Raw genomic sequence first — 20,083 nt, forward strand, 5'->3', positions numbered from 1 at the left:
GCACGGATCAGTCGTCGAGCTCCGCGATCTCGAACGCCGCCCCGTACTCTGCGGCGCGGGCCGGGTCCAGCCCGGGATCGGTGACCAGCACGTCCACCTCGTCGAAATCGGCGACCCGCGCCAGCGTGCGGGTGCCGAACTTAGTGCTGTCCGCCACCACGACGGAGGTGGCCGACGCGGCGAGCATGGCCCTCTTGACCGGCACTTCCAGGGTGTTGGTGTTGGTGATCCCCGCCGCCGGGTCCACGGCATCGGCGCCGAGGAATGCCCAGGTGGCGGAGAAGTCCGAGAAGAAGTCCGTCGCGCGCGGACCGACCAGCGTGTAGACCGTGTTCAGCAGCTCACCGCCGGCGAGGAAGAGTCGGACACCCGGTAGCCCCGCGAGCAGGGTGGCGATCCGCAGGTCGTTGGTGATGAAGGTCAGATCCGGGACGTGCCGCAGCGCCACCGCCACCTGGAACGTGGTCGATCCACTGTCGAGGATCACGCTGTCGCCCTCGTGCACACGCTTGGCGGCATGACGGGCGATGGCCACCTTCTGCCGGCGGTGCTCGAACTCCTTGACCGCGTAGGGGACTTCGAACGCCGCACCGCCGACAGGCCGGGCTCCGCCATGTGTGCGCTCGGCCTGACCACCGCGCACCAGCCCGTCGAGGTCGCGCCGGATCGTCGATGCGTCGACCCCCAACTCCACGGAGAGCTTCTTGGCCTCGACATACCCGTCCCGGTGCAGCCTTCGGACTATCTCTCGGCGTCTCTGCTGGACCGACACATCTCCCCCTGCGCGGGCGTCTCTCGCCACGTCTGCGGCCACCCTAAACGATTGTGCGCAATCCCCGGCCTGGTTTGCACGCTTACTGGTACTTTCAGACTTTGCTGCACGGATTCGTGCAGCACGCAGCGACGCGAAATGAGTAGACACGCATGCTCCGACTCGGACTCAAGGCCTCGGCGGAACAGTTCGCCCCACGCGAGTTGGTGGAGATCGCCGTCTCCGCCGAAGCGCACGGAATGGACTCGGTGACCGTCTCCGACCACTTCCAGCCGTGGCGACACAACGGCGGCCACGCCCCGTTCTCCATGGCCTGGATGGCCGCGGTGGGCGAACGGACCGAGCGGGTCCAGATCGGCACCTCCGTCATGACACCGACCTTCCGTTACAACCCCGCCGTGATCGCCCAGGCATTCGCGACCATGGCGTGCCTGTACCCGGGACGCATCATGCTGGGCGTCGGGACCGGCGAGGCCCTCAACGAAGTGGCCACCGGCGGGATCGACGGCGAGTGGCCCGAGTTCCGGGAGCGCTTCGCCCGGTTGCGCGAATCCGTGCGCTTGATGCGTGAACTGTGGACGGGCGAGGAAGTGACGTTCGACGGTGACTACTTCCACACCAAGGGCGCCTACATGTACGACGTGCCCGAACAACCCGTGCCGGTCTACATCGCCGCCGGCGGGCCGGTCGTGGCCCGCTACGCCGGTCGCGCCGGTGACGGGTTCATCTGCACCTCCGGCAAGGGCATGGAGCTCTACACCGACAAGCTCATCCCGGCCGTGTACGAAGGCGCCGAGAAGGCAGGCCGGGAGCTATCCGCGATCGACCGGATGATCGAGATCAAGATCTCCTACGACACCGATCCGGAGAAGGCATTGGAGAACACGCGCTTCTGGGCGCCGCTGTCGCTGACCGCGGAACAGAAACACAGCGTCGGCTCCTCACGAGAGATGGAGGAGCTGGCCGACGAGCTGCCCATCGAGCAGGTCGCCAAACGCTGGATCGTCGCCTCCGACCCCGACGACGCGGTGGAGCAGATCACGCAGTACACCGACGCCGGCCTCAATCACCTGGTCTTCCACGCCCCCGGCCACGACCAGAACCGCTTCCTCACCCTGTTCGAACGCGACCTCGCGCCGCGGTTGCGCGCGCTCGGATGAAAGGGACCCGAACCATGCCGACCTCCCCTCAGCACGGACCCGCCTGGAAAGCCCTCGCCGACCACCAGGACGACGCGCGCTCCCGGAGCCTGACCGACCTCTTCGCCTCCGATCCCGCCCGCGGATCGGACCTCACCGTGGCCGCGGCGAGTCTGTACATCGACTACAGCAAACACCTCATCACCCGAGAAACCCTGACTCTGCTGCTCGTCCTCGCCCGCGAGCGCGGCGTCGAGGCACGTCGAGATGCCATGTTCGCCGGGGCCCGAATCAACACCACCGAGAACAGGCCGGTCCTGCACACCGCGCTGCGACTGCCCGCCGATCACGAACTCGTCGTGGACGGCCGGAACGTGACCACCGACGTCCACGAGGTCCTCGGGCGGATGGCCGACATCACCGACAGGGTCCGCTCCGGCGAATGGACCGGGGCGACAGGCCACCCCATCCGCACCGTGATCAACATCGGGATCGGCGGCTCGGATCTCGGCCCGGCCATGGCCACGCGGGCCCTGCGGCATCACTGCGACGGCCCGCAGGTGCGCTTCGTCTCGAACGTCGACCCGGCAGACCTGACCTCCGTGCTCGCCGATCTCGACCCGGCCAGCACCCTCGTCGTCGTCGTCTCCAAAACCTTCACCACCCTGGAGACCATGACCAATGCCGCGGTGGCCAGGGCCTGGATCACAGGCGCCCTCGGCGCCGACGCGGTCCCCCGCCACTTCGTGGCGGTCTCCGCGAACACCGAACGCGCCGCCGAATTCGGCATACCCGCGGACAACGTGTTCGGCTTCTGGGACTGGGTGGGCGGCCGCTACTCCGTCGGCTCCGCGGTGGGCCTGAGCCTCATGTTCGCGATCGGCTCCGAGCGGTTCGCCGAGTTCCTCGCCGGCATGCGCAGCATCGACGAACACTTCCTCGCCGCGCCCGCGCACGCCAACGCGCCCATCCTGCTGGGCCTGTTGGGGGTCTGGTACTCCAGCTTCTACGGCGCCGACTCCCGCGCCGTGCTGCCGTACTCCCACGATCTCGCGCGACTACCCGCCTACCTGCAACAACTGTCCATGGAATCCAACGGCAAATCCCCAGTCTTCCCCGTCCCGGCGGACCAGCCCCCTGCGCTCGAACTCGGCGAACCAGCCGGGCGCCGGCCACTCTCCCCAGCGCCGGGCGTAGTGGGCGCCGTTCCGGAGCAGGTCGTCGAGGTGGTCGACCGGCGGGTCGGACACCGGGTGCCAGCGGTGATAGGCGTGCGCCCCCGCGACCAGCACCACGGGCACGCGGCGGTAGAGCAGTCGGCGCCCGAAATCGGTGTCCTCGGCGCCGTAGCCGGTGAAGGCCTCGTCGAAGCCACCGAAGTCCTCGCGGATGTACCGCCACAACGCGGGTCGCAGGGCGAAGGACAGCGACCAGAACATCCCGTACTCGTCCGGCTCCAGCGGCCGTGTGCCCCGGGCCGGGAAATCGCGTGCCGGGTGCGGGTCCGTGAGCCCGGGCAGGTCGGCCGGGTCGGGAGCGCCGGCGGACTCGGGCAGATAGGTCACCGGCCCCAGGCCCACGGCCCCGTCGGGGATCTCGGCGTAGCGGCACCCGAGGTCCGGGCCGGGCATGCAGTCCACGTCCAGGAAGACGATCAGGTCCACCCCCAGCTCGGTCGCGCGGTCTCCGCCGAGGTTGCGTGATCGCGCCACGGGCAGGTCGGGCCCGGCCGGAAGCTCCACCGTGATGGCGCCGAGCTCGGCCAGTTCGGCAGCCAGCTCCGCGCTGCCGGGGCGCTCCGGGAGCACCACCACGTGCCGGGCCTCCGGCAGGTTCGCCGCAAGAGCCTCGCGTTGGGAGCGCAGGTGGTCGATGCGCCCGGGAGTGCACACGGTCACCACGGCGATCGAGGTCCCCGCGCTCATCGCCCGGCCCCCTGCGCGGCGAACCCCGGCGCGACGGGCTCCAGCACAGCCGGCCCCTGGGCGAGGGGCTCCCGCGCGACAGACTCCAGCACCCCGGCCAGCCGTTGCGCTGCGCCGTCGACCTCCCACGCCTCCCGCAGTCCGGACCCTGCGCCCGGGGTGGATCGGGCCCGCTCGAGCGTTAGTCGTACCGCGGCGACCAGGTCGTTCACGGAGTCCTCGCGTCGGACCACCGCGCCGAGTCCGAGCCGCTCGAGGTGGGCCGCGGTGGAGTCCTGTTCGTCGAAGGGCCGCACCTCGGGCGCGGCCACCACGTGGGCGTCGGCGGCGGCGAGGTCGGCGATAGAGCTCTGCCCGGCAGCGCTGACCACCACGTCCGCGCGGCACATCTCGTCCCACGGGTCGGCGACCCATCTGCCGCCGGGTCCACCGAGCGACACCCAGTCGACCTCCGTCAGCTGGGCGCGGACCGCGTCCCAACGGGGGTCCGCGGCGTCGCCGCCGGAGCCGCGCAGGTGCAGCACCCGGGGACGGCCCCGCCCGCGAGCAACGGAGCGCGCGTCTGCCGGGGCCCGGTCCGCGAATCGGGAGACCCCGCCCACCGGGACGAGGGGTCGGTCCGCGCCCGCGGGCACGGGAGCGCCTGCCGAGCGCGGCCAGCCCGCGACCAGGGCCGAACACACGCCGTGGGCCAGGGCGTGCGGGGCGTCGACGCGACGGCCGGGCAGAACCGTGGCGACGACGGGGGTGCCGGTGAGCCGGGCGGCCAGGGTGACCTCGACGGAGATGTCGGTCCACAGCAGCGCCGGCTCGGTGCGGTCGATCCATTCGGCGAGAAGAGCCATGCGGCGGCGCAGCCCCGGCTGGTGCACCGGCGCCCAGTGCAGGCGGCCCCCGGCGGTCGGGTCGATTCCCGTGGCGGATCCGTCGTGGTCCAGCGGCAACGGCAGTATCTGCACGCGATCCGGGTCGGGGTTCGTGCCGGGGGCGACCGGCGCGGAGGTGAGGATGGTGACCTCGTCACGGAGTTCGGCCGCCACCGCCAGGGCCCGCTGCAGGTGGCCGCTGCCATGGTGGTGGGCGTAGATACCTATCACGGGGCCGCCCCCACAGGCAGTCCGCGCAACCGGGCCTCGAGGGAGTCGATGCGGGCGTCGTGGGAGAAGGCCGCGGCCGCCGCCCGGGCGGTCGCTGTGCGGTCCATGGTCAGCGCAGCGGGGATGCCCGCGGCCAGCGCGGACGCCGGGTCCGGGCCCGGTTTGACCAGTACCACCCCGGGCTGCCCGCTGAGGATCTCGCGGGTACCACCGCGGGCCAGCGCGACGACCGGGGTGCCGCAGGCCAGTGCCTCGACGGAGGTGAGCCCGAACGGCTCCTCCCAGCAGGGGGTCACGAGCGCGACCGACGCCCCGGCCACCAGCGGGACCAACGCGTCCCGGCCGAGCGGTCCGTGGAAGCGGACGGCCTCGCCGGCCGCGCGCAGTCGGGGGGCCAGGACTCTGTTCATGTAGTCGCGGTCGCCGACGCGGCCCGCGATATCGAGCTGCAGGCCTGCCCGGCGGGCCGCCTCCACGGCCAGGTGCGGCCCCTTCTCGGGCACGATCCGCCCCATCCACACCGCTCGGTGCGGACCGGTGGGCGCGGGGCGGGGCGACCAGATACGTATGTCGACGCCGTTGGGCAGGACCTCGGCGCCGTGCGGGATCTGCCACGCGCTCAGCACCGAGCGGCTCACCGCCAGGACCTGCCCGGTCGCGGACCCGAGTCGGTCGAACGCCTCCTGCATCGCACCCAGGGGCGGGCAGTGCAGCGTCGTGATCACGGGCGCGGGCATATCGGCGGCCCGCACGAGCGGGACGTGACTGAGGCTGTGGTTGAGGATCACGTCGAACGTGGGCCCGGCCAGGTGGTCCATCAGGCGGTCGAACTCGGCGGCATCGGCCTCGTAGCCGCCGGGCGGGTAGAAGCTGTCGCCGAAGCCGGTGGCCGCGGCCATGGTCGTGAACTCGAACCGCCGGTCGTGGCCCTCGCTGCCTGCCGCCGCGAACAGGGAGACGCGGTGCCCGCGGTCGAGCAGGGCCCGCACCTCCTTGGCCACCACCACCTCGAGACCGCCGGCGTACGGCTCGCGGATGGGGAACCTCGATGGGCCGATCACGGCGATGTCCAGCCGGTCCTCTCCTCGGATGTCCACGATCCCCCTGCCGCTGACGGAGCTCCCCGGGCCTTCCGGGTATGCCAGATCATCGATCGTGGCCCCCCGGGGGGTCCTCCGCCACCGGAGCGACACCCCCGCTCTCACCAGCCGCCCACCACGCGTTCGAGTCGCACTCCTGTTCCGTCGTCGCCCGGTGGCCTGATTCCGAGGTCCCGCGCCGCGACCCGCACGGGGTCGGGCGGCTGCTCACCCCACTCCTGCTCGCGCGCCAGTGCTCGCGACCTGCGCACGTGGGCGAGGGTGCGGCCCTCGTCGTCGTCGAACCTCACGCTCCCGACGGGTGGGCACAGTGCGCGCAACCGCTCCACGGGGAGATCCCCGAGCGCGCAGGGGCGGTGGATGTCGACCAGGATGTCGGGACGACGACGAGGACCCGCCCCCTGCCCGCCGGGCCGCCACCACCGGCCGCGCTCCCCCACGTCGATCCGTGGGTCGTCGGCGAACAGGCCGGCGATCACCCCGGAGTCCGAGGTGGCGGGGTCGACGGTCGCGGCCACATCGCCCCAGCGCAGCAACGAGATGCAGGTCGCGGCGGCCGAGCCGGCCCCGGAGAACGCCGACCTCGCGGCATGGACGTGGACCGCGATGAACGGGAGGGCGAAAATCCCACCGGCGGGGCGCGTGAAGGGCGAGGCGATGAGCGGTGCCAGACGGGCGGTCTCGGCATTCTTCTGGGCCAGGTGTCGGACGTCGTCCCGGCCGTCCCCGGCGCCCGTGCGGCCCGCCCAGTCCGGACCGTCGTGCCACGCCACGGCGTCGGGGAGGTAGCGCAGGCGACCGCCGGCCTGTTCGCAACGCCAGGCCAGGTCCCAGTCCTCGCCGCCGTAGCCGATGATCCCCGGATCGAATCCCCCGACGAGGTCGTAGAGGCGGCGGTGCAGGCCGCACACCGCGGACAGGACCCCGCGCCACAGGCCCTCGCCGCGGGACAGGTTGTCGGTCTCGGCGTAGAACGCGGCGGGCCAGGCGGGATCGGGCAGGATCACCTCCGGCTCAACCGCTGTAGTGACCGGGCCGAAGCGCCCGTAACGGCGGCGGCCCACGACCAGCAGGTCGGGCGCGTCGGTCAGGGCGGCGGCCATCGTGGCGACGTAGTCGGGCCCGGGGACGGTGTCGCCGTCGAGGAACAGCAGGAGCTCGCCACTGCCCGCCTGCGCACCGAGGTGCCGCGCGGCCGACGCGCGAAAACCCCGGTCGTCCTGGCGCACCACCGTGACCCCGGGCGGCACGGAGGGCGGGGTGGGTGACCCGTCGTCCGCGACGATCACCTGCATGGACGGCATTCCCGCCGGCACGAGCCCTGCCGGCACGTGCCCCGCCGAATCGTTCCCGACCGGATCGCGCACCGCCCGCTCACGCCCGACCCCGGCGAGTCCGCGTTGCCCGCTCAGGGCAGCGAGGATCCGGTCGAGCATCTGTTGGTCCCGGTAGTACGGGATCACCACGTCCACGCTCAGCGGGGGCCGGCCGTTCATGTGAGCCACCCCCGCCAGGCCTGCAGGTACGCCCGCCCGAGCTCGTCCAGGCCGGGCGGCGGGATGTCGCGCACGGTGGGCGCGGGGTCGTCGAGGAGTGCGCGCAGGCCCGCGGCCAAATCGGCGCCGCTGGCCAGCAGCAGGGATCCCGGCCGGATCTGCTCCATCTCCCGGGTGTAGTCCGAGTCGTTGACCAGGGGGCGGCGGCCTGCGGCGGCCCAGGTGTTGAGGGAACCCGAGGCCGAGACGTTCCGGAACAGGGCGACCGGCACGGTCACCTCGCCGAGCGTGCCGGCGAGCTCGTCGTCGTCGATCCGTCCCGTCACCTCCGCCCGACCGCCGGCGGCGCGCACGGTCTCCAGCGCGGCGGCCACGTACTCCTCGTGCCCCTCGGCCGGCGCGCCCAACAAGCGTAGGGTCACGCGGTCGTCGCCGTCGGCCGCGAGCCGCGCGACGGCCTCCGCGACCACGTCAACCGCCTTGCCCGGGTGCAGAAAGCCGAAGACGCCCACCGAGCGAGGGTCGAGGGAGGGGACGGCGCGACCGGTCGGGGCCGCGCCCGTCCGGGCCGAGGTAGGCAGGGCGGGAACAGGCAGAGCGGGAACAGGCAGCGGGACGACGACGTCGACGGCGATGCCCTCGTCCGCGCAGAGTCGGTGCTCGTGCCCGGAACTCACCATGACCAGGTCCGAAGCGGCTGCGATTCGACGATAGGCCCGGGCCCGGCTCCGGCATCGCTCGGCGCCCTCGGCCGGCTGCGGGACGTCATGCAGGGTCACCGCGACGGGGCGGTCACGCGACAGCGACTCGACCGCCCCGGCGGCCTCGTCAGGTGTCGAGCCGAACAGTGGATCGGTGATGTGCAGGTGCACGGGCGTGCCGGGGTGCGCGGTCAGGGCGTCGGGCAGGTCGTCGACGTGGGCGACCTCCATCAGCGTGGTCCCGGCGGCGCGGGCGCAGTCGACGGCGAAGCGGGCCACCCCGTGCTCGGGCGGCCCCAGGGCGACCGTGAGAGGTGGCCGGGCGGCCGGGACGTCGGCGTCGGCGTCGGCGTCGCCGTCGGAGCCGATCACGCGGCCATCAGCCCCAGCAACTCGATGCGGGCCGCGTGCCTGCGCAAGCCCTCGTCGACCACGCCCGGGGTGGCGGCGTACCAGGCGAGGTGGGCGTCCACGATCTCGCGCTCAGGCACCGGCGCGCCGTCGACCAGCCAGTCGCGGGGCCCGGTCTCGGGCAGACCCAGCGCACGCTCCACCGCGGGATCGACGGGAGCGCGGGTGGCGCCCAGGGGCTCGCGGTCGCCGATCCGGGGAGGGTCCGACAGCAGGCCGGCGGGCAGGTGCCCGAGGATGCGGTCGAACACCGTGGCCAGCGTGTGCCGGTCGGGGTGGTTGATGGTGTGCCAGCGCGGGTAGCCCTCGAGGAGATCCGAGACGGACAGGGCGCCGTGGGTCTGCTCGCGCACACGCAGCGCCTCGACGGATTCATCCGCCGAGGCCCGGGCCTGCTCGGCGGTCGGAGTGGCCTCGAGGAGATCGTGGTCGCCGGTCTCGGCGGCCACGAGGGTGCGCAGGTCGTGGTAGGGCGCGATCGGTGGGACGAGTGAGCGATCCCGTGGTGGGCGCACCAGCACCTGGTACGGGTGCAGACCGGCGTAGCGCAGCACCGGCACCAGAGCCACGGAGGCCGACGTCGGGAGTCGGGCCGCGAGCTGGCGGTGGCCCAGTGGCAGGTCGCGGTAGTCGTCGCGGATCGGCTGGATGATCAGCACATCAGTGCGGGCGAGGTCCGCGTGCAGGCGCGGGAGGTCGCCGGCCGTCATCTCGTACACCGGTCGGACATCGATCACGGCGACCTCCTGCGAGGTGCGCAGCAGGTCACGGTAGACGTCGGCCTGGCAGTTCCCGATCACCATGATCGTGGGCTGATCCGGAGTGCTCATCGGGGCGAGCGTAGGCACGGCCGGGGGTGGCGGCAACCGGCTGATGCGGCAGCCGCGGCGGCAAGCGGTGGCGACGGCGTGCGTCGGCGGGCACCGTGACGGGGTGATCTCCGGCCCCTCCTCGACCCCACGGACCCGGGTCCTGTCCGTCCCCGCCGGCCACGACTACGTCCGGCATGCCGTCGGCCCGGCCACCGACGTCGAGGTGCTGGCCGATCCCGTACTCGACCCCGCCGAGCCCGCGCGGTGGTGGCCGCACCCGGCGTTGGAGGCCGCCGAGCGCCCCGAGGTGCTCGACGGCGCCGACCTCGTCCACGTTCACTTCGGCTACGAGCACCGCACCCCCGGGCAGGTCGCGGAGTTCGTCGCCGCGGTCCGCGCGCGCGGGTTACCCCTGGTGGTGACCGTGCACGATCTGACGAACCCCCACGAGCCCGACCCCGCGGCGCACCTCGCGCGCACCGGGCACCTGGTCCGCGGCGCGGATGCGGTGATCACGCTGACCGCGGGCGCGGCCGCCGAGATCCGCCGGCTCTGGGGCGTGGACGCGCACGTCATCCCGCATCCCCGGCTCATGCCGCCCGAGATCACCGAGCCGCACCGTCGGGGTCGGCTCGACACGCTTTGCGACCAGCACGCACGTACCCGGGAACCAGCGCCTCGCGCGGTGGGCGTGGTGCTGGGCTCGCTGCGGGCCGGGGTCGCCGTCGAGGAACTCCTGGCCCCGCTGGCCGCGGCCCTGCCGCCGGGCACGCGGTTGGCCGTCATGGTCCGGTCGGATGCGCTGGCCGCGGCCCGCGAGCCCGGCCACCCCCGGCACGCCGCGGCGATCGAACTCGACCGACTCGCGCCGGCCGTCGAGGTCCGCGCGCACGAGCACCTGTCCGATGCCGACCTGTGCGCGGCACTTGCCGGGTTCGGCGCGCTCGTGCTTCCGCACCGCCACGGCACGCATTCCGGCTGGCTGGAGCTGTGCCGAGACCTGGGCCTCCCGCCGGCCATCCCCGCAATCGGCCATCTCGTGCAGCAATGGGGCCCCGATGCCGCCTCGTACGATCCGGCCCGCGTCACCGCGGGCGTCACCGCGGAGGCGCTGACGTCGGAGTTGCACTCCGCCCTCCTGACCGCCCTCGACGGCCCACCGGTTCCACCCCGAGCGCCCGATGCGGAGGACGCCGCCGTCGCCCGGGCCCACGGCGAGCTCTACCGCGACGCCGTCCGGAATTCCGCCCGTGATGCCTACTTCCACACCGGTCGGCCCCTCAGCAACCGCCGCTTGGTCGATCCCGCTCACGTTTCCCCAGGTGGCGGTCACTGAACGCCGTGATCTTCGACCACTCGACGGGGCGAAAGACGGTGCGTGCGTCAACCCTCCTTGCGGCGCACCATCTCGGTGATCCACTCCGGCGCGTACGGGGACGTGCAGTTGGCCGGCGTCGGGTAGTCCCGCAGGACGCCCAGCCGCTCGCCGATCTCCAGCGCGCGCGGCCGCAGGTCCGGGTTCTCGATCCCGATCTGCGCGAGCGTGGTGTTCATCTCCCACTGCAGCCGCTCGTGCGCCCCGGCCATCTCGGCCTCGATCTGGTCCAGCAACGCGGGCAGGTCCAGCCCCCCAGGCTTCTTGACCACCCGGTCCGCGGTCAACGCCCAGCCGGCACTCGCCACGACCGGGTCCGCGTCGGCCAGCCACGCGACCCGCAGCTCCTCGGCGTGCGGGCCCTTCATCACGACGTAGCCCACCAGCCAGTCGTGTACCTTGCGGGTGCGCGCCTCGCGGATCATCGCGTCGAGGTCGTCCGCCGAGAACTCCCGCGGCCGGCAGATGAGCAGCGCCAGCAGCCGCGCCGCCGAATCGCCGGTGCCCCACAACCCGACCGCCAGGGGATGGTTCTTCTTCACCCTCTTGGCCACGGCGCGCAGCTTGGTCAGATTCACCGCGTGATCGTCGCCGTGACGCTCGTTGACCTCCCGGATCCGGGCATCGGCGAGCTCCGCGAGCTCGGCCATCACTTCGTCGAGTGTGGGCGTTGTCGTCGTCGTCATGGCCCGTCGCCTCCGTCTCGCACCGTCACCGAACCGATCCCACCACCATACGAGCGCGGCCTCCGACGCCGCGGCGTGCGCACTCGCGCGGCCACGCTGTCGCGCGCCCTATACTCACCGGGTGCGCCTGTGGAGTATCCACCCCGACCTCCTCGACCGCTCCGCGCTGGTCGCCGGGTGGCGCGAGGGCCTGCTGGCGCAGAAGGTGCTCCGCGGGCTGACCACCGGTTATCGCAGCCACCCGCAGCTCGAGCGGTTCCGCACGCTGCCCGATCCGGTCGCGGGCATCGCCACATGGCTGCACGCGCTGGCGGATGGCGCGGACGCGCGCGGATACCGGTTCGACCGCACCCGCGTCGTGGTGCCCGCGGGCGCCGAACGACTCGAGCTCACCGACGGTCAGCTCGCGCTGGAGTGGGCGCACCTTCGCGGCAAGGTCACCGCGCGCGACCCGGCGTGGCTGGAGCGGCTCACGGAGCCGCGCCCGCACCCGATGTTCGACCTGGTGCCGGGCCCGGTGGCCGACTGGGAACGCGCACCCCGGCCGGAGGCCTGACATGACGCTGCTCCCCCGCCCGATGCGACGCCCGCTACCGCTGCCGGCCGTGCTCGCGCCCGCCGCGGCATCGACGCTACTCGCGCTCACCCCGATCCGCCGCCCCTTCGCCGCCGCCACCGCCGGCTGGGTGCTGAGCCTGCCGGCGCTGGAGCTGCCGCTGCACGTCGGCGTGCTCGTGGGTGCGGCGGCCGCCCCGGCGCTGGCCCGCCGCAGCACGCGCCCGTCCGACGTGATCGGCGTGGGGATGGCGGTACTGACCTACGCGGGACTGGGTCTGGTGTTGGCCCGGCAGCTCGCCGCCACGCGCGTGCTCGACCGGGCCCTGGCGGAGCCGCACGACGTGGCGGGAGAGACGGCGGGAAAGTCGACGACGACGACGACACCGCCCTCGCCCCGCCACCGCACGCCCTGGCCCGCGGTGCTGCTCGCGCCGTGGCCGAGCGTGCCACGCGGCGTCCGCGCCCGCAGGGGCGTGGTCTACGGCCCCGACCCGACGGCCAACCGGTTCGATCTCTACACCTGTGCCGACGGAGCCCCGGCGCGCGGCGTGCTGATCCACATCCACGGCGGGCACTTCCGGGCGGGCGCGCCGAGCCGCGAATCGCGGGCGATGCTGTTCGACCACGCGCGCCGCGGCTGGGCGGCGATCAGCGCGACCTACCACCTCTCGCCCACCCCGGAGTCGGGGTTCCCGCAGCACCTGGTGGACATCAAGCGGCTCATCCGGTGGGTCCGCACCGAGGGTCCGGACCACGGCATCCCGATGAACACGCCGATCGTGGGGGCCGGCAGCTCGGCGGGGGCACATATCGCGATGATGACCGCGCTGACGGCGGGCGACCCGGAATACCAGCCGGGCTTCGAGGACGTTGACACCTCGCTGGCCGGCGCGATCGGACTGTACGGCTACTACGGCCGGCTGGGCCCGGCGACCAAGGAGACGTCCGACCCGGTGCGCTGCCCGGCAACCGGCGCGCCGCCGGTCGCGATCATCCACGGCACCCTCGACACGTACACCCCGGTCAAGGGCGCCCGGCGGCTGGTCAGGCACCTGCGCACCGCCTCGGCCAACCCGGTGGTCTACGCGGAGCTGCCCGGCGCCCAACACGGCTTCGACGCCGTACGGTCGCCGCGCTACCTCGCGGTGGTGGCGGCGATCCGCCGATTCACCGAACCGCTTGCCGGATGATCGGCGCTACCGTTAAACATCACTAACCCCACGACAATCCACCCGATCACCCCATCACCCCAGGAGGGACCCCGGATGAACCGAACCGCCCTCGTCATCGGCTGCGGTGGGACGATCGGCGCGGCGTGGACGATCGCCGCCCTCCACGCGCTGGCCGAGCAGACCGGCTTCGAGCCCCGCGACGCCGACGTGCTGCAGGGCACCTCCGCGGGCGCCGAGCTGGTGACCATGCTGGGCGGCGGCGTCGGCATCGACGAACTGGTGGACATGCAGCGCGGCGAGGCCGAGGACCCCCGGCTCCGCAGCCACATCGCGGCCACGCCGCCCGGCGTCCCACCGCTTCCCGGGCCGCCACTGCTCAACCCCGGACTCCTGCGGACGCAATCCGGGCTGGCCGCCCTCACCGGCCTGGCCCCCACCGGGCGCGGTGACATGACGTGGCTGCAGCGGCTGGCCGACGGCTTCGAGGTGGGATCCTGGCTGCCGCATCGCGCCGCGCGGATGATCGCCTACGACGTGCGGGCCGGCGAGCGGGTCGTGTTCGGCGCGCCGGGTTCGCCGATCGCGACCGTCGGCGAGGCGCTGCGGGCGTCCTGGTCGACCCCTGGGTGGATGCCTCCGGTCGCCATCGGGGACCGCATCTTCGTCGACGGCGGTATGGGCTCGTCCGCCTCCGTGGACCTGATCTCGCCCGAGGACGCGGATCTGATCTACGTCGTCGCCCCCATGACCTCGGCGCCCGGCGTCCGCGTCCCCGGCTTCGGCGGCGCGGTCGAGTACCGACTCCTGCGGCGTCCGATGTCCGCGGGCCTGGCCGCCGAGGTCGCGGCCGTCCGGGCCCGGGGGACCACCGTCGTCCCCATCCTGCCCACCGCCACCGACCTCGCCGGTCTGGGCGCCCACTTCATGAGCGCGTCCCGGCGGATGGCGGCGTTCGAGCACTCCATGAGGACCGCGCCGGAGACCGTCCGCGCCGCGCTGTCCGCGAACGGGGCCGGCGTATGAGTCCTGCCCACCCGCGCGAACCGCGCGTGGTGATCATCGGGGCGGGGGTCGCCGGCATCACCGCCCTCCACGTCTTCCGCGAGCAGGGATTCACCGACGTCACAGTCCTCGAGAAGGGCTCCGACGTGGGCGGGGTCTGGCACTGGAACCGCTACCCGGGCCTGACCTGCGACGTGCCCTCGCAGCTGTATCAGTTCGGGTTCGCCCCCAAGCCGGATTGGTCTCACGTGTGGGCCGACGGGAGTCAGATCCAGCGTTACCACCGCCGGGTGGTCGACGATCTCGGCCTGGACCGGTTCATCCGGACGAACACCGAGGTCGTCGCCGCCCGCTGGCACGAGGACGACGCCCACTGGGAACTGACGACAGCCTGCAGCGAGACGCTCCACGCCGACGTGGTGGTGTTCGCGACCGGGGTGCTGCACCACCCGTCGGTGCCTGCGATCCCCGGGCTCGAGGACTTCGCCGGCGAGGTGGTCCACACGGCGCGCTGGCCAGACGGGCTGTCCACCGCCGGCCGGCGCGTCGCGGTGCTCGGTACCGGCTCCACGGGCGTCCAGGTGGTGTCCGCCCTCATCCGGGACGCCGCCTCGGTCACGCATCACGTCCGATCGCCACAGTGGATCCTGTGGGCCCCGATGGGGGTGCGCCAGCTCGTCGTCGTCGGATCCGTCCTCCGGCGGTTCCCGACCGCCCACCGCGCGCTGTACGCGGCGCTGCAGTGGGGCTCGGGCATCCTCGCCGACATCACCACCCGGCCGTCGTGGCGACGACGCGCGGTACAGACCTACGCGCGGCTCTCACTGCGCTTACAGGTCCGTGACCCCGACCTGCGCGCGCAACTCACCCCGGCCGACGAGCCGCTGTGCAAACGTCAGGTGGTCTCGGGGACCTACTACCGCGCCATCCAACAGGACCACGCCGAACTGGTGACGGCGCCGATCGCCCAGGTGACACCCGGCGGGATCCGCACGGCCGACGGCGTCGAGCGCCCGGCCGACGTCATCGTGCTGGCGACGGGATTCCGGGCGCACAACTACATGCTGCCCATGGAGATCGTCGGCCGCGACGGTCGGACTCTGGACGATGAGTGGCGCCACGGCCCGCGCGCCTACCGGATGACGGCGATCCCGGGATTCCCGAACGCCTTCACCGTCCTCGGCCCCAACTCCCCGACCGGCTCCATCTCCCTGCAGCACACCGCGGAGCTCACCGCCCGCTACATCGCCCACTGGTTGGGGCTGCTGCGCGACGGCCCGATCTCCTCGGTGGAGGTGACCGAGGAGGCGACCGCGGACTTCAACGCCGAGGTGGCGGACGCGATGGGCCCGACGGTCTGGAACACCGGGTGCAACTCCTGGTACTTCCACTCCGGCGGCGCGATCGATCTGTTCCCGTTCGACCGCGCCCGTCTCGCCGAGTTGCTCGCCGAGCCCGACCGCTCCCACTTCCGGGTGCGGTGACCGGTCGCGCCGCGTGTGACGGTCGGGGCGCGGTTCAGCGGGCCGCGCGCCGGGATACGGGCCGCGTCCCGTCGCCGAGGTCCGGGTCGGGCAGGCGGCGGCTCGGGTCGGCCAGCCCGATCAGGTGTCCGTCGGCGGCGAGGCGGCGCATGCCGTCGAGCAGCATCCGGCGGGCGCTGGTGTTGACCGACGACACGCGGCTCAGATCCAAGGTCACCTCACCGTCGCCGGGCGGGATCTCGGCGAGGCGTCGCAGGACGAGTTCGGCGCTGGCGAAGGTCATCGCACCCTGCAGCCGGAAGACGCGGCGGTCGTTTGCCTCGTCGTAGCGGACCGAGCGGACGGCCTCCACATCCATCACGGCGGTGTTCATCAGATGCAGGTCGAGGTCCCGCGACATCCGCTCGAACGCCCGCACCCCCTCGACGCTGTGCCCGTGCGCATCCAGCCGCGGGGAGAACACCCCGAGTCCGACCTGGGCGGGCAGCGAACCGAGGATGCCACCAGACACCCCGCTCTTGGCCGGGATGCCGACCGTGGACATCCAGTCGCCGGCCGCGTCGTACATACCGCACGTGGCCATGACCGCCAGCACATGCCGCGCCACCTCATCCGAGACCACCCGTTCCTTGGTCACCGGATTGACCCCGCCGGCGGCCAGGGTCACCGCCATCACCGCCAGGTCGCGGACGGTCACCGTGTAGGCGCACTGCCTGGTGTATCCGCGGACCGCCTCGTCCGGGTCGCCGTCAATGATCCCTCCGGCCCGCACCAGATTGGCCATCGCCCGGTTGCGGAACGCGGTACGCAGCTCGGAGTCCAGAACCGTGATATCCACGTCCAGCGGGCGACCCGCGAACGCCGAGAGCCCCTCCTGCACGGCCGTGTCCCGCTCGATCTCGGTCGCGTCCGGCGGCCCGACGAGGGTGTGCGTGGTGATGGCTCCGATGTTGATCATCGGGTTCTCCGGGCGTCCGGTTTCCGGCTCGAGCGAGATCTCGTTGAACGCATCACCGGACGGCTCCACGCCGACCTTCTCCAGCACACTCTTGATCCCCCGGTCGCGCAGGGCGAGGGCGTAGATGAACGGCTTGCTCATCGACTGGATGGTGAACTCGGCGTCCGCATCGCCGGCGGTGTAGACGACGCCGTCCAGGGTGCAGGCGGACACGGCGAACCTGTCCGGGTCGACGGAGGCGAGCTCGGGGATGTAGTCGGCCAACTCGCCGTCGTCGCCCACCGAGCAGGCGTCGCGGATCTCGAGCAGATATTCGGGTACCGGCGTCTTCACACCCTCAGATTGTCACGAGAACTAGTTTGCGGATAAGTGACGCCCATCAGTGTTCTTCTTCCCCGTCTCTCGTAACTTCACAGTTGACGGGCCGGAAAGGTCCGAGGAAGACACCACGAGGAGAGGATAGAAATGGCCGCGAACAGCCAGAACATCGTCAAGAGCATGCTCCGTGCGGAGGGTTTTTCCTGCCCCTCCTGCGTGGGCAGGATCGAGAAGCAGGTCGGCCGCCTCAAGGGCGTGGAGGACGTGAAGGTGCACTTCGCCTCCTCACGCATCGAGGTTGAACACGACCCCGAGGTCGCCAGCGTCGACGACGTGGTGGCCGCAGTCGGCAAGGCCGGCTACAAGGCACGTGCCAGCGCCTTCTGACCCACGCCGGCCCCTATCGGGTCGCGCAGCGGTCATTCGGGCCGCCGACGGCAGCTTCTCAACCGAGCAAGTGCACCACCGGCCGGCGCCAACGGGCGCCGGCCGCCTGAGGTCCGGCACCCCTGACGGTGGCGGAGAAGAGAAAGAGGAAAAGACCATGACCACGATCCGTAGTTGGCTGTACGGGCGGTGGTTCGTGCCCATCGTGTCCGGGCTGCTCATCATCGGATCGTTCATCGCATCCGGTGTGGCCGGCTCGGACTTCCGTGGGCTCGAGGGCAACACCATCCTGGCCGACGCGCTGATGTTCGCCGCCGCCGTCGTGGCCGGCGCGCCCATCGTCAAGAAGGCGATCGACGCACTGCTCATCCGCCATATCGGCATTGACCTGCTGGTCTCGGTGGCGGCGATCGGCGCGATCATCATCGGCAACTACTGGGAGGCGGCCGCGGTCACCTTCCTGTTCGCGATCGGCCACGCCCTCGAGGCGGCGACCCTCAACAAGACCCGCTCGGCGCTGGCCGAACTGGTGGCGGTGGCCCCGGATGTCGCTGTGGTGATGCGCGATGGCGAACAAGTCGAGATCGACGCCGGCCAGGTGAGCCAGGGCGAGATCGTCCTGGTCAAGAACGGCGCCAAGGTGCCCGTCGACGGCCAGGTCGTGGCCGGCTCGGGCGCGCTGGACGAGGCCTCGATCACCGGCGAGTCCATCCCTGTCGAGAAGGGCAAGGGCGACCAGGTGTTCGCCGGCACCATCTCGCGTGGCGGCTTCCTGCACGTGCTGGCCACCGGCATCGGCGCCGACACCACTCTGGCGCGGATCATCCACCGCGTCGAGGAAGCGCAGGATGCCAAGGCCCGCACCCAGAGCTTCATCGACCGCTTCTCCACCTGGTACACCCCGGGCATCATGATCCTCGCGCTGGTCGCCGGCCTCATCTCCGGTGATGTGGTTCTCGCCCTGACCCTGCTGGTGATCGGTTGCCCCGGCGCTCTGGTCATCTCGATTCCCGTGGCGATCGTCGCCGGCATCGGCCGTGCCGCCCGCAACGGCATCCTCATCAAGGGTGGCGAGTACCTGGAGACCTCCGCCAAGATCGACGTTGTCGCGGTGGACAAGACCGGCACCCTCACCGAGGGTCGCCCCGAGCTCACCGACGTGCTGGTGCTCGATCCGGCCATGGACCGCGCCGATGTGCTGGCCCTGGCTGCCGGCGGCGAGGCCGGTTCCGAGCATCCGCTGGCCCGACCGATCCTGGAGGCCGCGGCGGCCGAGGGGATCCGCTACGACACCCCCGAGTCCGTCAAGCCGGTCGCCGGACAGGGCCTGACCGCCCAGGTGGACGGTCACCGTGTCCTGATCGGCAACCAGGCGCTGCTGGACCAGTTCGGAATCGTCGACGACGGCGCCGCGCAACGTGCGGCGGACGAGTTCGCCCGCGACGGCAAGACCCCGATGATCATCGCGGTGGATGCACGAGTCGCCGGCGTCATCGCGGTGGCCGACACCATCCGTGCGGACGCGGCCGAGATGGTCTCCCGTCTGCACGAGGCGGGCGTGGAGACGGTCATCATGCTCACAGGTGACGTGCGGTTGGTCGCCGAGGCCGTGGCGAAGGCGACCGGTGTGGACGAGGTCCGGGCGAGCATGTTGCCCGAGGACAAGCTCGACGCGGTCACCGAGCTGCAGCGTCAGGGGCACACCGTGGCAATGGTCGGCGACGGCGTCAACGACGCTCCCGCCCTGGCCACCGCGGACATCGGTGTGGCCATGGGCGCGGCCGGCTCGGCGGTGGCAGTGGAGACCGCCGACATCGCGCTCATGGGCGACGATCTCCTACGCCTGCCCGAGGCCATCGGCCTGGCCAAGCGCACCGTCAGCGTGATGCGGCAGAACATCGCGATCGCGATGATCACCGTGGCCGCTCTGCTGGCCGGCGTGTTCGCGGGCGGGGTCACCATGTCGATCGGCATGCTCGTCCACGAGGGATCCGTCCTGGTGGTGATCATCAACGCCATGCGGCTCATGCGTCGCAGGGGCAGCGCCCCGAAGGCAATGGCGGCACCCGCGCGCAGCGATGCCGACCTCGGCGATGCGGATCGCGATTCCGTGAAGGTCTGACGCACCACGTCGAGGCAGCCCGCATTCCGCGAACGGCATGCCACACCGCAGAGACGACAAGGGCCCGGACCGGCAATCAGATGCCGGTCCGGGCCCTGCCGCTATCGTGCGGCGCGACTTGTCGGTCAGCGTCGCGCGCAGATCAGTGATCGTGGTTGTCGTCAGCCTTGGTCGGGTGGACGGTGCCGTGAGCGTGCTCCGGCGGGGCGTACAGCGAGTACACCTTGAGGTCCTCGTCACCGATGTTGGTGACGTTGTGCCACGAGCCGGCCGGCACGAGGATCACCCAGTCGTCGCCGACCTCGCGCTCGAAGTCCAGCTGGTCCTTGGCGGGGCCCATCTGCACGCGGCCCTTACCGGCCTCGACGCGCAGGAACTGGTCGTGGTCGTCGTGGACCTCCAGCCCGATGTCGTCACCCGGCTTGATGCTCATCACCGTGAGCTGCATGTTCGATCCCGTCCACAAGGTGGTCCGGTAGTTGTCGTTCTCCAAGGTGGCGTCCTCGATGTCCACGACATACGGGTTCGGACCATGATCGGTGGGGCTCATCGCGGTTCCTGTCTGTTC

At 71.8% G+C, this 20,083-nt stretch carries 18 protein-coding genes; 9 read left to right on the forward strand and 9 right to left on the reverse strand.

Features of this window, described 5'->3' with window-relative positions:
• Positions 1–7: 7 nt before the first annotated feature.
• Positions 8–772, reverse strand: a complete 765-nt coding sequence (locus tag ACWIFB_RS02765) for a DeoR/GlpR family DNA-binding transcription regulator (RefSeq protein WP_452098033.1) — start codon at positions 770–772, stop codon at positions 8–10.
• A 152-nt stretch (positions 773–924) separates the two neighbouring features.
• On the opposite strand from ACWIFB_RS02765, the gene fgd reads away from it, so the two are divergent.
• Positions 925–1,932, forward strand: coding sequence for a glucose-6-phosphate dehydrogenase (coenzyme-F420) (gene fgd / locus ACWIFB_RS02770; RefSeq protein WP_454057223.1), 1,008 nt, complete (start codon positions 925–927; stop codon positions 1,930–1,932).
• A gap of 14 nt (positions 1,933–1,946) precedes the next feature.
• Positions 1,947–3,614: a glucose-6-phosphate isomerase gene (gene pgi, locus ACWIFB_RS02775; RefSeq protein WP_454057224.1), complete on the forward strand. Its 1,668-nt coding sequence runs from the start codon at positions 1,947–1,949 to the stop codon at positions 3,612–3,614.
• A 218-nt stretch (positions 3,615–3,832) separates the two neighbouring features.
• Here the strand turns inward: pgi and ACWIFB_RS02780 are convergent, their stop codons facing one another.
• The 5 genes from ACWIFB_RS02780 to ACWIFB_RS02800 form a co-directional block, all read right to left on the reverse strand.
• Positions 3,833–4,933, reverse strand: a complete 1,101-nt coding sequence (locus ACWIFB_RS02780) for a glycosyltransferase (protein WP_454057225.1) — start codon at positions 4,931–4,933, stop codon at positions 3,833–3,835.
• On the reverse strand, positions 4,930–6,030 hold the full coding sequence (locus tag ACWIFB_RS02785; RefSeq protein WP_454057226.1) for a glycosyltransferase: 1,101 nt from the start codon (positions 6,028–6,030) through the stop codon (positions 4,930–4,932). The genes ACWIFB_RS02780 and ACWIFB_RS02785 overlap by 4 nt, the downstream gene beginning before the upstream one ends.
• Before the next feature lie 104 nt (positions 6,031–6,134).
• Positions 6,135–7,529, reverse strand: coding sequence for a glycosyltransferase family 2 protein (locus ACWIFB_RS02790; RefSeq protein WP_454057227.1), 1,395 nt, complete (start codon positions 7,527–7,529; stop codon positions 6,135–6,137).
• Positions 7,526–8,602 (reverse strand): hypothetical protein, encoded by a 1,077-nt coding sequence (locus tag ACWIFB_RS02795; protein WP_454057228.1) that lies wholly within the window; start codon positions 8,600–8,602, stop codon positions 7,526–7,528. Before ACWIFB_RS02795 ends, ACWIFB_RS02790 begins: the two co-directional genes overlap by 4 nt.
• On the reverse strand, positions 8,599–9,471 hold the full coding sequence (locus ACWIFB_RS02800) for a WcbI family polysaccharide biosynthesis putative acetyltransferase (RefSeq protein ID WP_454057229.1): 873 nt from the start codon (positions 9,469–9,471) through the stop codon (positions 8,599–8,601). The genes ACWIFB_RS02795 and ACWIFB_RS02800 overlap by 4 nt, the downstream gene beginning before the upstream one ends.
• Before the next feature lie 103 nt (positions 9,472–9,574).
• On the opposite strand from ACWIFB_RS02800, the gene ACWIFB_RS02805 reads away from it, so the two are divergent.
• Positions 9,575–10,789, forward strand: a complete 1,215-nt coding sequence (locus tag ACWIFB_RS02805; RefSeq protein WP_454057230.1) for a glycosyltransferase family 4 protein — start codon at positions 9,575–9,577, stop codon at positions 10,787–10,789.
• Positions 10,790–10,836: 47 nt separating this feature from the next.
• Here ACWIFB_RS02805 and ACWIFB_RS02810 read toward each other — a convergent pair whose 3' ends face one another.
• A complete protein-coding gene (locus tag ACWIFB_RS02810) occupies positions 10,837–11,514 on the reverse strand; it encodes a DNA alkylation repair protein (RefSeq protein ID WP_452098054.1) in 678 nt (225 codons plus the stop codon).
• A 121-nt stretch (positions 11,515–11,635) separates the two neighbouring features.
• On the opposite strand from ACWIFB_RS02810, the gene ACWIFB_RS02815 reads away from it, so the two are divergent.
• The 4 genes from ACWIFB_RS02815 (at position 11,636) to ACWIFB_RS02830 (ending at position 15,730) form a co-directional block, all read left to right on the forward strand.
• Entirely contained in the window at positions 11,636–12,070 is a 435-nt protein-coding gene (locus ACWIFB_RS02815; RefSeq protein WP_452098055.1) for a pyrimidine dimer DNA glycosylase/endonuclease V, read from the forward strand.
• Position 12,071: 1 nt separating this feature from the next.
• Positions 12,072–13,262 carry an alpha/beta hydrolase gene (locus ACWIFB_RS02820; protein ID WP_454057231.1) on the forward strand — a complete coding sequence of 397 codons (1,191 nt, stop codon included), beginning with the start codon at positions 12,072–12,074 and terminating at the stop codon, positions 13,260–13,262.
• Positions 13,263–13,337: 75 nt separating this feature from the next.
• On the forward strand, positions 13,338–14,267 hold the full coding sequence (locus tag ACWIFB_RS02825; RefSeq protein WP_454057232.1) for a patatin-like phospholipase family protein: 930 nt from the start codon (positions 13,338–13,340) through the stop codon (positions 14,265–14,267).
• Positions 14,264–15,730: a flavin-containing monooxygenase gene (locus tag ACWIFB_RS02830; RefSeq protein WP_454057233.1), complete on the forward strand. Its 1,467-nt coding sequence runs from the start codon at positions 14,264–14,266 to the stop codon at positions 15,728–15,730. The genes ACWIFB_RS02825 and ACWIFB_RS02830 overlap by 4 nt, the downstream gene beginning before the upstream one ends.
• Before the next feature lie 34 nt (positions 15,731–15,764).
• Here the strand turns inward: ACWIFB_RS02830 and ACWIFB_RS02835 are convergent, their stop codons facing one another.
• Positions 15,765–17,021 carry a glutaminase gene (locus ACWIFB_RS02835; protein ID WP_454057234.1) on the reverse strand — a complete coding sequence of 419 codons (1,257 nt, stop codon included), beginning with the start codon at positions 17,019–17,021 and terminating at the stop codon, positions 15,765–15,767.
• A 132-nt stretch (positions 17,022–17,153) separates the two neighbouring features.
• Here ACWIFB_RS02835 and ACWIFB_RS02840 point away from each other — a divergent pair, with 132 nt between their 5' ends.
• Both ACWIFB_RS02840 and ACWIFB_RS02845 read left to right on the forward strand, forming a co-directional pair.
• Complete coding sequence (locus tag ACWIFB_RS02840) at positions 17,154–17,393, forward strand: heavy-metal-associated domain-containing protein (protein WP_452098060.1); 240 nt, start codon at positions 17,154–17,156, stop codon at positions 17,391–17,393.
• Between the two features lie 157 nt (positions 17,394–17,550).
• Positions 17,551–19,515 carry a heavy metal translocating P-type ATPase gene (locus ACWIFB_RS02845; RefSeq protein ID WP_454057235.1) on the forward strand — a complete coding sequence of 655 codons (1,965 nt, stop codon included), beginning with the start codon at positions 17,551–17,553 and terminating at the stop codon, positions 19,513–19,515.
• Between the two features lie 142 nt (positions 19,516–19,657).
• On the opposite strand, the gene ACWIFB_RS02850 is transcribed toward ACWIFB_RS02845, so the two are convergent.
• Positions 19,658–20,065: a cupin domain-containing protein gene (locus ACWIFB_RS02850; protein ID WP_452098062.1), complete on the reverse strand. Its 408-nt coding sequence runs from the start codon at positions 20,063–20,065 to the stop codon at positions 19,658–19,660.
• Positions 20,066–20,083: the final 18 nt, after the last annotated feature.

This window comes from Dietzia sp. NPDC055340 (assembly GCF_053645335.1).

What these genes read in the sequence shown, in the direction of transcription:
- fgd (WP_454057223.1), top strand. Translation starts at nt 925, where the DNA reads ATGCTCCGACTCGGACTCAAGGCCTCGGCGGAACAGTTCGCCCCACGC.
- pgi (WP_454057224.1), top strand. Translation starts at nt 1,947, where the DNA reads ATGCCGACCTCCCCTCAGCACGGACCCGCCTGGAAAGCCCTCGCCGAC.
- ACWIFB_RS02790 (WP_454057227.1), bottom strand. Translation starts at nt 7,529, where the DNA reads ATGAACGGCCGGCCCCCGCTGAGCGTGGACGTGGTGATCCCGTACTAC.
- ACWIFB_RS02800 (WP_454057229.1), bottom strand. Translation starts at nt 9,471, where the DNA reads ATGAGCACTCCGGATCAGCCCACGATCATGGTGATCGGGAACTGCCAG.
- ACWIFB_RS02810 (WP_452098054.1), bottom strand. Translation starts at nt 11,514, where the DNA reads ATGACGACGACGACAACGCCCACACTCGACGAAGTGATGGCCGAGCTC.
- ACWIFB_RS02820 (WP_454057231.1), top strand. Translation starts at nt 12,072, where the DNA reads ATGACGCTGCTCCCCCGCCCGATGCGACGCCCGCTACCGCTGCCGGCC.
- ACWIFB_RS02825 (WP_454057232.1), top strand. Translation starts at nt 13,338, where the DNA reads ATGAACCGAACCGCCCTCGTCATCGGCTGCGGTGGGACGATCGGCGCG.
- ACWIFB_RS02830 (WP_454057233.1), top strand. Translation starts at nt 14,264, where the DNA reads ATGAGTCCTGCCCACCCGCGCGAACCGCGCGTGGTGATCATCGGGGCG.
- ACWIFB_RS02840 (WP_452098060.1), top strand. Translation starts at nt 17,154, where the DNA reads ATGGCCGCGAACAGCCAGAACATCGTCAAGAGCATGCTCCGTGCGGAG.
- ACWIFB_RS02845 (WP_454057235.1), top strand. Translation starts at nt 17,551, where the DNA reads ATGACCACGATCCGTAGTTGGCTGTACGGGCGGTGGTTCGTGCCCATC.
- ACWIFB_RS02850 (WP_452098062.1), bottom strand. Translation starts at nt 20,065, where the DNA reads ATGAGCCCCACCGATCATGGTCCGAACCCGTATGTCGTGGACATCGAG.